General features: G+C 36.3%; 14 protein-coding genes and 1 other annotated feature. All 14 genes read right to left on the reverse strand.

What is annotated here, in order from left to right; all coding sequences use genetic code 11:
- Nucleotides 1–2: 2 nt before the first annotated feature.
- The 14 genes from DET63_RS01340 to DET63_RS01410 all read right to left on the reverse strand — a co-directional run bounded on the left by DET63_RS01340 (nucleotide 3) and on the right by DET63_RS01410 (nucleotide 12,216).
- Complete coding sequence (locus tag DET63_RS01340; RefSeq protein WP_002138477.1) at nucleotides 3–347, reverse strand: ribosomal-processing cysteine protease Prp; 345 nt, start codon at nucleotides 345–347, stop codon at nucleotides 3–5.
- Between the two features lie 11 nt (nucleotides 348–358).
- On the reverse strand, nucleotides 359–667 hold the full coding sequence (rplU, locus tag DET63_RS01345; RefSeq protein ID WP_000270907.1) for a 50S ribosomal protein L21: 309 nt from the start codon (nucleotides 665–667) through the stop codon (nucleotides 359–361).
- A gap of 14 nt (nucleotides 668–681) precedes the next feature.
- Nucleotides 682–760: a sequence feature (ribosomal protein L21 leader region), on the reverse strand.
- Nucleotides 761–837: 77 nt separating this feature from the next.
- Nucleotides 838–2,247: an Rne/Rng family ribonuclease gene (locus DET63_RS01350; RefSeq protein ID WP_113935649.1), complete on the reverse strand. Its 1,410-nt coding sequence runs from the start codon at nucleotides 2,245–2,247 to the stop codon at nucleotides 838–840.
- A gap of 133 nt (nucleotides 2,248–2,380) precedes the next feature.
- The gene (locus DET63_RS01355; protein WP_002088816.1) at nucleotides 2,381–3,241 is read right to left on the reverse strand and encodes a M50 family metallopeptidase; all 861 of its coding nucleotides are present in this window, start codon (nucleotides 3,239–3,241) and stop codon (nucleotides 2,381–2,383) included.
- The gene (locus DET63_RS01360; RefSeq protein WP_002165033.1) at nucleotides 3,234–3,980 is read right to left on the reverse strand and encodes a M23 family metallopeptidase; all 747 of its coding nucleotides are present in this window, start codon (nucleotides 3,978–3,980) and stop codon (nucleotides 3,234–3,236) included. Before DET63_RS01360 ends, DET63_RS01355 begins: the two co-directional genes overlap by 8 nt.
- A 133-nt stretch (nucleotides 3,981–4,113) precedes the next feature.
- Nucleotides 4,114–4,911 carry a septum site-determining protein MinD gene (gene minD / locus DET63_RS01365; protein ID WP_000503308.1) on the reverse strand — a complete coding sequence of 266 codons (798 nt, stop codon included), beginning with the start codon at nucleotides 4,909–4,911 and terminating at the stop codon, nucleotides 4,114–4,116.
- A gap of 2 nt (nucleotides 4,912–4,913) precedes the next feature.
- Complete coding sequence (gene minC / locus DET63_RS01370) at nucleotides 4,914–5,600, reverse strand: septum site-determining protein MinC (RefSeq protein ID WP_002015372.1); 687 nt, start codon at nucleotides 5,598–5,600, stop codon at nucleotides 4,914–4,916.
- Between the two features lie 35 nt (nucleotides 5,601–5,635).
- Nucleotides 5,636–6,181, reverse strand: a complete 546-nt coding sequence (mreD, locus tag DET63_RS01375) for a rod shape-determining protein MreD (RefSeq protein WP_002015371.1) — start codon at nucleotides 6,179–6,181, stop codon at nucleotides 5,636–5,638.
- Between the two features lie 14 nt (nucleotides 6,182–6,195).
- A complete protein-coding gene (mreC, locus tag DET63_RS01380; protein WP_002138478.1) occupies nucleotides 6,196–7,047 on the reverse strand; it encodes a rod shape-determining protein MreC in 852 nt (283 codons plus the stop codon).
- Between the two features lie 41 nt (nucleotides 7,048–7,088).
- Nucleotides 7,089–8,108 carry a cell shape-determining protein MreB gene (gene mreB, locus DET63_RS01385; protein WP_002015369.1) on the reverse strand — a complete coding sequence of 340 codons (1,020 nt, stop codon included), beginning with the start codon at nucleotides 8,106–8,108 and terminating at the stop codon, nucleotides 7,089–7,091.
- Nucleotides 8,109–8,266: 158 nt separating this feature from the next.
- Nucleotides 8,267–8,944: a DNA repair protein RadC gene (gene radC / locus DET63_RS01390; protein ID WP_002015368.1), complete on the reverse strand. Its 678-nt coding sequence runs from the start codon at nucleotides 8,942–8,944 to the stop codon at nucleotides 8,267–8,269.
- Nucleotides 8,945–8,994: 50 nt separating this feature from the next.
- Entirely contained in the window at nucleotides 8,995–9,570 is a 576-nt protein-coding gene (locus DET63_RS01395; protein WP_002143262.1) for a Maf family protein, read from the reverse strand.
- A gap of 217 nt (nucleotides 9,571–9,787) precedes the next feature.
- A complete protein-coding gene (locus DET63_RS01405) occupies nucleotides 9,788–10,750 on the reverse strand; it encodes a stage II sporulation protein B (RefSeq protein ID WP_113935650.1) in 963 nt (320 codons plus the stop codon).
- A 164-nt stretch (nucleotides 10,751–10,914) separates the two neighbouring features.
- The gene (locus DET63_RS01410) at nucleotides 10,915–12,216 is read right to left on the reverse strand and encodes a bifunctional folylpolyglutamate synthase/dihydrofolate synthase (protein ID WP_113935651.1); all 1,302 of its coding nucleotides are present in this window, start codon (nucleotides 12,214–12,216) and stop codon (nucleotides 10,915–10,917) included.
- Between the last annotated feature and the right edge of the window lie 56 nt (nucleotides 12,217–12,272).

A 12,272-nucleotide genomic window follows, 5' to 3' on the forward strand; every position in this document is an offset into this window, starting at 1 on the left:
CGTTACACCTCCTGCACTTTTTCTATTAAACGGATATACTTTCCGTAATCAAGTTCAATCGTCTTAAGTGAAACAACCAATCCTTCTAAAAGTATTTGTGCTTTTTCTGCTGTATGAACGTCTAAATCATTAGGCAATTCATACGTCAAGAATCCGCCATCACTTCCGAGTTCAATAGTTGCCTGCACATTACAAAGTTCTTCCACTGCATTTATAGAACCAAACACAACCGCTGTAGTTCCAGCACAGACAAGATCTTGTCCATGTGGCGCATAATTGGCATGTCCAGTCATTTTAAATGATCGGATACTTCCTAGTTTCGTGCGACTTATCGTAATCTTAATCATCTTAACCAGAATTAAGCGTTGATAGCTTCAACTACTAGCTTAGTGTAAGGTTGACGATGACCTTGTTTCTTACGATTGTTCTTTTTCGCTTTGTATTTGAAAACGATGATTTTCTTAGCGCGACCTTGTTTTTCAACTTTCGCAGTAACTGTTGCACCCTCTACAACTGGGCTACCAACTTTCACGTTTTCGCCACCAACGAAAAGAACTTTGTCAAAAGTAACAGTTTCACCAGCTTCAACATCTAATTTTTCAATGTAGATTGCTTGACCAGCTTCAACTTTAATTTGTTTTCCACCTGTTTCGATAATTGCGTACATACTTGCACCTCCTCTTAATTACTAAGACTCGCCAAAAACGAGGTAGACATAAAATGTCTTTAGGGAACCTGTCTTGTGCGGTTGTAGCATATAGCAGTTTAGGTGCTATAAACTATAACATAAAAATATTACCATGACTCATTGACTATTGTCAATGAATGTTCTGCTAACTATTTTTTCCGTTCTACAATTTCTTTCTTACTTCCAAAACGGATAATAGCGTACTTTTCGATAATATCATCTTTGAAATAAATTTCAAATGGAATATTTTTTTGTAATTCTTTTTGTGAAAAATGTTTTTGTACTTTTTTTGAAGCACCAATCAATACAGCTTCATCCTCTATATTACCATAAGTAATAAGCTCTCTCTCTAGCTCATACGCAATTGTTTCATTAGATATAACGTAACCTGTCGCTTTACAAGGCGCACACTCTTCTAATAATACGTCACGTAACGAATGTTTCTTGCGCTTACGCGTCATCTCTAAAATACCTAACTCTGTAAACCCAAGCACTCTTGTATATGTGCGATCATCTTGTAAAGCTATCATTAAACGCTCTCTTACCTTCTCTTTATCTTCTCGTCTTTTCATATTAATAAAATCAATTAATATCATCCCGCCAATATCACGAAGTCTTAATTGACGAGCAATCTCTTCAGCAGCCATTTCATTTGTGCGAAATACGGTATCTTGTAAATTTTGTTTTCCAGTAAATTTACCTGTATTCACATCAATTACAGTCATCGTCTCCATTTGTTCTACAATTAGATAGGCACCATTTGGTAGCCACACAATTTTTTGAAGTGCTTTCTCGATTTCACGATCTATTCCAAAATGGTTAAACATCGAAGATTTTTCATTATAAAAGGATACTCTTTCTTTCCCTACTTTTTCTTCTAATTCTTTTACTATACTTCTCGTATCTACAACTATTTTTTCAATTGTTTCAATTGGGTTCTCCTGAAATACACGATCTAAAAACGTCGCTGGTTGATGAAGTAGTAAGGGCGCCTTCCCTTGATCTTCTTTTCTTTTTAGCTCTTCATATAACTGCTGCAACCCTTGCATTTCAGCTTGTATTTCATCGATCGTTCCTTTTTCAGAAGCAGAACGGAAAATGTATCCACCTGTTCCTTCTACTTCAATTCCCAGTAACTGTTGTCTTCTTTTATTATTTTTTATTTTCCGAGAAACAGCGCGCATGTCATCATAGGGCATGTAAACGACATATTTTCCGGTAAATTCTATCTTCGCCGTTAATTTTGGCCCCTTCGTATCAATTGCCTCTTTCACAACTTGTACAAGTATCGCCTGTCCTTCATGTATGCGATATGAAGATGGTACATCATCAAATGAAAGATATGCATGTTTTTCTAATCCGATATTTACAAAGGCTGCGTTCATTCCAGCAATTGTTCTTACGATACGCCCAACATAAATATGTCCGACAATCTCCTGCTCTTCATTCCGTTTCCATAAAAGCTCGACAACTTTTTGCTTCTCTTCTATCGCAACACGCTTTTCCGAACCAGTGTAGTTAATATATAACGTCTTCAAAATTCTTTCCTCACTTTTCATTTCTTTTCCTTACAATATAAAGTGAAACTTTAATCAGTGGGGGTTTTATTCATCCCCCACTGATTATTAGTTGAACCAATCGGGCGTTTACGGGCAGTTAATGCGGGGTAAAAGGTTAGTGTCGTCGTCAACACTAACCAATTAATTCTTCAACAGATGAGGTTGTTCGTTTTTCAGCAAAATACGCATACAACAATTCATTTTCGTCCAATGTGTAATGCTCTTTATATTTTCCATGGACGATAATAGAGTGTTTATATCCTCTGCGAAATTTTGTGAAAATCGTATATAAATGATCTTCCGTTTTCACCTCAATAGGTGCTATTTTTTCAATATCTCTTTTATTCCCATAATAACGCTCTAATAAAAAACGCATAAATGCGTACCGTCTTTGTTTCCATTCTTGATATAAAGAAATCGCTAGAAAAACGAGTAATACCCACATCATAATGTTATTACTATTCCAAAGTAACTGCCATCCTAATATTACACTAAAAAAAACACATGACAATTTCATCATCTTTTCATGTGCTTGTAAATAGGGAAAACGATATGATAATACATTAAATAATACTTTTCCGCCATCAAGTGGCCAAATAGGCAATAAATTAAACCCTAAAATAATGACATTATTCCATACAAAGAAATGGTACAAATCATCAGTTACCCAGCCCGCTTTATACAAAATGTAAGCGACCGCAATCATCCATATATGCTGAATTGGCCCCGCCATAACGACAATTAATTCTTCTTTTAATGATTTATTCCCATGTTCTTCCATCTCGACTACGCCACCAAACGGCAAAAGCTGAATTTGTTTAATACGCCAATTATAATACGCTGCGGCAAAAGCATGCCCAAGTTCATGAACTAAAACGATACAAAATAACAATAGTAACTCTTTAAAACGCGCCGTAAAAATACCAATGACAATAATAACCCAAAATAACGGATGCACAGAAATTTTCGTGAAAACATCCCTATATTTAATCAAATGAAATCACCTGAATTGGATCAATAAATTTTTCATTCTTTTTTATTGCAAAATAAAATTTTCCATTTTTATTGTTTTCATCATTACTCACTATTCCAATTCTTTGTTTCTTGGAAACGTAATCATATAATTTTACTGACATATCATTTAAATTTGCATACCATGACTCCGTGCCATCAGCGTGCTGAATTTGAACTGTATTTCCAAGTTCCTCTTTCTTGCCCGCAAAAACAACTATACCTTCATTTACTGACTCCACCGTTGCATTTGTAGCCGTTTGAACAAATACACCCTGGCCGTTTTTTTGAAATCCTTGCATCACCTTTCCAGAGGCAGGAATCGCATAATCCTTTTGCTGAATAGCCTCTTCTTTTTTCTCATTTGGAGAAAAGAACACGAGAGGTTTTCCAAACTGATTTTCATACCATTTCGATATAGTAGCAAATTGAAATTCTTCTTGCATAACTTTTTCTGTAACAGCTCTAGTACCATCAAAAGAAGAAGGTGCGTTCTTAAATAAAATAGCAACCGAAAGAACTAATATTGCTGATAGCAAAACTTTGAAGAGAAAAACTTCTTTTCGAAATAGAGGATGAATTTCCTTCTCCCCCTCTTCAATAAAGACCGTTTCGCTATCAAAATCTCCTCCCGCAAAATACTGCTCTTCTTCTAGCAATTCTTGCTCTGCTTTCCTTTTCGCAATCCGCTTTTTAATTTCTTCCACACGTCTATTCTTCATACTGTCTCCTTTCTTTCGTTAGCCTTATTCAAATAGAAACAGTTATATACAGTTTGTACATATGTATGAGTTATAGAAGGAAGATATTCATGCGAAGAAAAAAGAAAGCACTCCGCATTTATGCGAAGTGCTTTTAACGGATTCCAAAGAAATTTTTCATCTTTGTAAATACCGATACTTTTTCTTGTTCAAATGCTTGTAATGGTACATTCTCACCTAACAAGCGTCTTGCAATATTACGATAAGCTATTGCTGCTTTCCCACTAGGTTGCAGCGCTACAGGTTCACCTGTATTCGTAGCACGAATAACTTCATCATCATCCTCGACAACTCCAAGAAGCTCGATTGACAGTGTACGTACGATTTCATCAACGTCTAACATATCCTGTTCATGAAGCATATGACTACGCACACGGTTAATGACAAGTTTCGGTGGTTCAATATCCTCTTTCTCTAAAAGCCCGATAATACGATCCGCATCACGCATTGAGGATACTTCTGGTGTTGTTACAACGATTGCTTTATCCGCACCTGCTACTGCATTTTTAAACCCCTGCTCAATCCCCGCAGGACAATCAATTAATATGTAATCATAATCTTGACGTAATACTTGTATTAATTCATCCATTTGTTCAGGTGTTACCGCCGATTTATCGCTCGTTTGTGCTGCAGGTAATAAATAAAGATCATCAAAACGCTTATCTTTAATAAGAGCCTGAGGTAAACGACAACGCCCTTCAACGACATCAACAAGATCAAATACAATACGATTTTCTAGCCCCATTACTACGTCTAAATTGCGTAAACCGATATCTGTATCAATTAAACACACTTTTTTTCCAGATAACGCAAGGGCTGTACCAATGTTCGCAGACGTTGTAGTTTTACCTACTCCGCCTTTTCCAGATGTAATTACTATTGCCTCTCCCACAGCTATACAATTCCCCTTTCTAACTTTGTTAAATTAGGTCTAAGATGAGTGAGAAGTTGCAGGCGATCGACAACAATGTGATTATTCTCATTAATGTACGCACATTCTGCCGCCTCTGCTCCGTCTTCTTTCTCTTCCGGAGCCCGCATTGTCACATCACTAATTCGGAGTTGCATAGGGTTCATAATAGATGCAGCAATAACAGCTTCTGAATCTCCATCATACCCCGCATGTGCAATTCCTCTTAATGATCCCAAGACAAAAATATTCCCCCCAGCGATAACCGTTCCGCCTGGATTAACATCTCCAATTAATAATAAATTGCCTTTTACATGTAACACTTGTCCAGAGCGAACAATTTTGGAAATAGGGACAATTTCTGTTTCTTCTTTCCAAGCTATTGCTTCTGCTTTTGTTATAACATCACTTTCGATTGATTCTACAACAAGGTTCTTCTTATTGCGAATTAACGTACGAATCTCTTCTTGTTGTACTTCTGTTAAATAGCGATTTCCTACTTTAACACGCACTTCAATTAAAGAACGTCCGTCACTCTCATAGTAATGTGTAGAAAGCTTTTCATCCAATTCTTTTAGTAGCTCAGAGAATGAACAGCAATCATCTAAATGAAGTGTTATTCCATCTTTTGTCCCTTTTATCGTTACATTTTGTTGCTTTTTTTCTTCCACTAAAGTTCACCCCACCGATTCAATTCGACATAAAATTAGAAAATCCTTTTTTCTTTTTCTTCTATCGCTTTTGAAAGACGCACTAAATATCGTCTCAGTGGGAAACAAACTATTAATAAGAAAATTCCATTTAGCAATAAAGTAGCAAGGAGACGATCTGTGAAAAAGACAGATGCTGACATGTGAGTACGTCCTAACAAAGTTAAAAACCCATACACATAATACTCTAATGCTGCAATGCCAGCCAGTACGATAGAAGCGACAATAAATAAATTCAATTGTAATACTTTCATCACACTATAAACTAAATAAGCTAAAATCGGATAAGCAAATATATATATACCGACAAGTTCCGTGTATACGGTATCAAATAAGAAACCAAATAATAGTCCGTAGTAAATCCCTTGAACCGGACTATAGTACACTGTAATAAAACATAACACAATTATAAAGAAATGCGGTGCTGCTATACTGCCTTTCCAAAAGACGTCTGTTGGAACAACAGTAGAGAACATATTTTCAAATAAAAAAACAAAAAGGAGCAAAAGAGGAAGAGCTGCTCTTTTTAAAATCGTCATCATCTCTTCTCTCCCTCCTATTCTAACGGCGCTGTAGGCATATCACGTTTTGCAACTATAATATGCTCTACATCATTCAAATCAGCGGATGGTTTTACATAAGCTGTTTTTGTTAAACCGTATGGATCTGGCTGAACATCAACAATTTTCCCAATCGCAAGACCTTTTGGGAAGATATCACCAAGTCCAGATGTTACAACTAGTTGATCTTTTTCTACTTTTGCATCAGAGCTAATCTTTGTGAAAAGAAGTAGTTGTTTTTCTTTATCGTAACCTTCAATTAATCCAAAGATATTTTCTTGTCCTTGTACAATAGCAGAAACACGGTTTGTTCGGCTCATCGAACTTAACAACTCTACTGAAGATGTAAACTGAGATACACTTTTTACGCGTCCAACTAAACCTTTCGGAGTTACAACAGCCATATCTTTTTTGATCCCCTGCTGTGCTCCTTTATCAATTCCAACTAAATCGTACCATTTATCGGGATTACGAGAAACCACACTAGCTTGTACTTCCGTATAATCACCACGGGACTTTTCTTTACCAGTTAATTCTCGTAGTTTTTTATTCTCATCGTCTAAATTTTTCACTACTGCAGATAAATCTGCGGTAGAATCTAATTTTGCTTTCAGCTTTTTATTCTCTTCATACGTGCGCTTTACATCTTCTACGTTCTCGAAGAATCCGGCAACATAATTCGCTGGCTTTTGGAATACACGTTCTACAACACCGACAGTATCTTTTATAAACTGCTCTGGCCATGATAAACTGTTCCGTTCTTTCAATGAGATTCCAATCAATGCCACGAGAAGAATAATACTAACTAACAAAACAATTAATCTTTTGTTTAAGAAAAACTGTGGCACGTTCACACCCTCTTAATTTCATTGATTTTTATTTTGCAATATTATCGAGCAGCAGTTTTGAAAAGGTCGATATTGTCTAATGCTTTACCCGTTCCAATTGCTACGCAATCTAATGGATCCTCTGCAACAAGAACTGGCATATTTGTTTCTTCACTAATAACTTTATCTAAGTTACGTAGTAATGCCCCGCCACCCGTTAATACGATACCGCGGTCCATAATATCCGCTGCTAATTCAGGTGGAGTTTTTTCTAACGTATTTTTAACTGATTCTACAATTGCATCTACTGTATCTTTTAATGCATCTGCAATTTCTTCTGGTTGAATTAGTACTGTTTTAGGTAAACCACTTACTAAATCACGACCGCGAATTTCCATAGGCTCAATACCTTCTGGCTCGCCTGCAGAACCGATTTCTAATTTTAGTGCTTCTGCTGTTCTTTCACCAATCATTAAGTTGTAGCTTTTCTTAATGTACTGAATGATTGAATCGTCCATATCATCACCAGCAACACGAACTGATTGACTTGTTACGATACCACCTAAAGAAATAATTGCAACTTCTGTTGTACCACCACCGATATCAACAACCATACTACCAGTCGGCTCCCAAACAGGTAAGTTTGCACCAATTGCTGCTGCAAATGGCTCTTCGATTGGATAAGCATCACGAGCACCAGCTTGACGAGTCGCATCGATTACTGCACGTCTTTCTACAGCTGTAATACCAGATGGTACACATACCATTACATATGGTTTACGTGAGAAGAATCCATTTGATTTTTGAGCTTGTTGAATGTAGTATTTCATCATTATTGCTGTTGTTTCGTAATCAGCAATTACACCATCTTTCATAGGGCGAAGTGCCACTACATTTCCTGGTGTACGACCAATCATTTGTTTTGCATCGCTACCTACCGCAACGATTTGTTTCGTATCAGTTTGTAATGCTACTACTGAAGGTTCACGTAAAACTACACCTTTCCCTTTCACATATACAAGCGTGTTCGCCGTTCCTAAGTCTATTCCAAGATCGCGAGTAAATCCACCAAATCCAAACATATCATTTATCTTCCCTTCTTATTTTCACGGACTCATTTTTCTTACTTTATATTTATAAAAACAGTACGTTTTTTTATATCTGCATCCTTTTTGTAGATAATTTTCTACAAAAAACTCATAAATCACATTATAAAACAAAATAAGTAAAAAGAATAGTCTTAAATATGACCTTTTTCCTTTAAACTCACGAATTTATGGTCACCTATTATGATATGATCAAGTACTTCAATTCCGATAATTCGACCACATTCTACTAATCGTTTTGTAACTTCAATATCTTCACGGCTCGGCGCCGGATCTCCTGAGGGATGGTTATGAAGACATATAATAGAGGCTGCTGCCCGACGGAACGCTTCTTTAAAAACTTCCCTTGGGTGCACAATCGACGTATTTAAACTTCCAATAAAAATAGTTTGCCTATGTATAACTTGATTTTTCGTATTCAAATATAAACAAACAAAATGCTCCTGTTGCAAAAAACGCATCTCTTCCATCATATAACTCGCACAATCTTCTGGACTTCGAATACTATATCTATTTTGATATTCTAAACGTACCATTCTTCTACCTAATTCAAAAGCAGCCATAAGCTGCGACGCCTTTGCAATCCCAACACCATGAATGCTCATCATCTCTTCTAACGTTGCATCCTTTAACATTCGTAAGCCGTCAAAATGATGTAGAATATTATCTGATAACGTTAACACCGTTTCTTCTTTAGAACCCGTTCTGAGTAAAACTGCAAGAAGTTCTCGATTCGATAAACTTCCTGCTCCTTCTAACAATAAACGCTCCCGTGGCTGTTCTTCTCTCACAACATCACGAATACCGTTCATCTCTCCACCCCTTTTTTTACGATTTCTCCTAAAGAAAACCCCATGCAATTTTACACATGGGTTACATCGCTATCAAACTGTTTTAATTCACGGACAAGACGTGCAATTGGCAAGCCAACTACACTGTAGTAGTCCCCTTGAATATGTTGAACAAAAATAGACCCTTTACCTTGAATTCCATAGCTTCCTGCCTTATCAAGTGGTTCCTTCGATGCAACGTATACGTCTATTTCTTCTTCTGTTAATCCCCAAAATGTTACTTCTGTACGTTCATAAAAAGTTACAGTTTTTTCTTTCGATATAATTGCAACACCTGTGTATACTTCGTGTGTTTTCCCTGATAATAATTGTAACATTTCTTTCGCCTCAGCCCCATTAGACGGCTTTCCAAGAATACGCGAATCATATGTAACAATTGTATCTGCACCTAGTACAACTTGATTACTATGGTTTTCTGCCACAGCAGATGCTTTTTGCAAAGCAAGCGACATGACAATATCAGAAGGTGATGAATATGCACCAATCTTCTCTTCTACTTCACTAACAACGATGTCAAATGGCACATCTGCTAATTCAAGCAGTTCCTTCCTCCTAGGTGACCCTGAAGCTAAAATAATTTTCCTCATATTTTCTCCTTCCCTTCTCACATGAAGCAGAATAATTCAAATCAATCGTATCAAAGGAATAGTTTCCCCACAAATTCTAGAAATATCATTTTCTCTAAACAAAATAATAGTTCTTTTTAAATACGATTATATGCTGCCCATACAGAAAGCACTTTGTTCTAAATTCAAAAGAAAAGAAAGAAGTATATGTACTTCTTTCCCCTTCATCATTATCTTATTATTTTACTTTTTGTGAAACCATTTTTTCATACGAAAGTATACCATCAATAATAACTTGATTTAATTTAGCTACAGATTCCTTATCGCTCTTCCCTTCCTTAATCGTTTGCACCGCTATTGACGTATACATATAAAGCTTCTTTGCATCTTCACGCTTCATACTCTTCCCTTCCTTTTCCATAGCTTTCCACTCTTTTTGAATCGCTTCTATATCTTTTGGATTACTTTTTCCACTAGTTTGTACGCTGGACACATATTTTGCTAAATGAGTATATAATGGCTGCACTTTCGCTAAAAACATTCCTACTTCTTTATCATTTTTGAGCAATGCTTTATCTGTAATATCCCAATTTTTTTTCAAAACTGAAACACCATCTTGCTTATACTGATCTATTAATTGATTAACAGCCTGTTCATCGCTCGTAATAGCAACAACTAACGCATACTTATCACCACTCGGTTTCAAAGTAGCCACGCCCCCATTACTTTTCCACTCTTCAATAGCAGCCTGTCCTTTTTCTTCAGAGGAATAAAGCCCTCCTTGAACGAAAAATAGTTTCATTGGGTCTAATGACGTTCCTACCTGTGCTTTTGGTTTTTCCTCTTTCGGTGTTGGTGTTTGTTCTGCCGTTCCACCCACCTTTTGTTCCTCATTACCTGCCTGCTTCGAAGCCGTTACCTTACCTTCTTCTGTCGTCCCTTGTCCAGTTAATAAATGAATCATACCCATCCCAAATGCAGTACCAATAATTATTGCAGTTGCAACGATTGCGATTATCGTATTGCTCCACTTCTTTCGATATTTTTCCATAGATACTGATTTCGCTTTTTGAAACGGAACGACATTTTTCGGTCTCTCACTTTCTGCTACCATCCAGTCAAACTCATCCTTCTTTTTTTCCTCATACTTCGCTTCTGTTCCATTTACTTTCACCGAGATCGTTCGTGATTGCTTGTCCATACACTCACACCTCACCTCTTGTCATTGTCCGCATCATATCATATTCATTCCACAAAAAAACGAGATATTTGTCAGAGGAATTCGTCAAATAACCCTATATTATTATCTTATATGTATGCATTTGACTTCATTTGTAGAACAAAAAACTAGATAGCAAAGACTATCTAGTTTTTCTCGCGAATATATTTTCGAACTTCAGAAATGAAATAAAGAGAACCTGTTATGATAAAGACATCATTTTCTCCAATCATATCAACTTTTGTATCAATTGCCTCTTTCCAATCTTCAAAAACTAATTTTGATTCTTGTTGTGAATACGATGCAAGCTTGTCAGCAGAAATGGCACGATCAAAGGCAAACGTCGTAAATATTATTTCATCAGCAACTTTTTCTAATTGCCCTACCATGTTATGTAACTGTTTGTCACCAAGAGCAGTAAATAAAACTATTACATTCTTCTTTTTATAATGTGCCTCTACTGTTTTTACAAGACTTTCAATACCTTCTGGATTATGAGCACCATCTATTATAATATCTGGATTACTTTGTAACTTTTCAAATCGACCAATCCAGTATGCTTCTTGTAAGCCAGCTTTTATTTCCTCTTCATTAATTAAAAATGATAAATATGTTTTTAAATACATGACTGCCATAAGTGCTAGCGCTGCATTGCCTACTTGATGAATACCTTTCATTGAAATCCGAACATTTTCAAACGAGGCGAATGGACAAGCAAAATCAAAATGTTCCCCATCTTTATTAGAATGTTTATGTAATGTTGTAAACTGTTTTCCAAATTCATATAAGCTTGCATGATTTTCCTTAGCAACCTTTTGAATTACTTGCAATGCTTCTTCATTTTTCACACCAGTAATAACTGGAACACCAGACTTAATAATCCCTGCCTTTTCATATGCAATTTCTCCTAGTGTATTGCCTAAAATATGCATATGATCGTGACCGATATTCGTAATAATCGTGAGAACCGGATGAATAACATTTGTAGAATCAAATCTTCCCCCAAGCCCCGTTTCAAATAAAACGACATCACAGAAATTAACTCTACCGAAATAATAAATTGCCATTACTGTAATAATTTCAAACTCAGTCGCTTCTCCTAAATCCGTCTCATCTAATTTTTCAACGACTGGCTTTACCATATTTACAAGTTCTGCAATCTCTTCATCTGCAATCGGTATTCCGTTTACACTAATACGTTCATTGAATGTTTCTATGTAAGGCGATGTAAACGATCCTACTTTATATTTCGCACCTTCTAACATGTAGCGCATGTATGTTAAAGTTGAACCTTTTCCATTTGTGCCGGCTAGATGAACACATTTTATATGACGCTCTGGATTTCCGAGTTCTTCTAACATCCATTGCATTCTTTCTAGCCCTGGTTTTATCCCAAATTTCAATCGGCTATGAATCCAGTTTATCGCTTCTTCGTATGTATGTATCACGTGTGTTATTCCCCTTTCAAAAGACAACCTTCATACTTCTATTATACGCAAAGAAA

Source organism: Bacillus sp. DB-2 (assembly GCF_003315125.1).
Lineage (GTDB): Bacteria > Bacillota > Bacilli > Bacillales > Bacillaceae_G > Bacillus_A > Bacillus_A mycoides.

Coding starts and splice junctions, on each gene's coding strand:
- DET63_RS01395 (WP_002143262.1), bottom strand. CDS start 9,570: ATGAGGAAAATTATTTTAGCTTCAGGGTCACCTAGGAGGAAGGAACTG.
- mreD (WP_002015371.1), bottom strand. CDS start 6,181: ATGATGACGATTTTAAAAAGAGCAGCTCTTCCTCTTTTGCTCCTTTTT.
- DET63_RS01405 (WP_113935650.1), bottom strand. CDS start 10,750: ATGGACAAGCAATCACGAACGATCTCGGTGAAAGTAAATGGAACAGAA.
- DET63_RS01340 (WP_002138477.1), bottom strand. CDS start 347: ATGATTAAGATTACGATAAGTCGCACGAAACTAGGAAGTATCCGATCA.
- rplU (WP_000270907.1), bottom strand. CDS start 667: ATGTACGCAATTATCGAAACAGGTGGAAAACAAATTAAAGTTGAAGCT.
- mreB (WP_002015369.1), bottom strand. CDS start 8,108: ATGTTTGGATTTGGTGGATTTACTCGCGATCTTGGAATAGACTTAGGA.
- DET63_RS01350 (WP_113935649.1), bottom strand. CDS start 2,247: ATGAAAAGTGAGGAAAGAATTTTGAAGACGTTATATATTAACTACACT.
- radC (WP_002015368.1), bottom strand. CDS start 8,944: ATGAACGGTATTCGTGATGTTGTGAGAGAAGAACAGCCACGGGAGCGT.
- DET63_RS01360 (WP_002165033.1), bottom strand. CDS start 3,980: ATGAAGAATAGACGTGTGGAAGAAATTAAAAAGCGGATTGCGAAAAGG.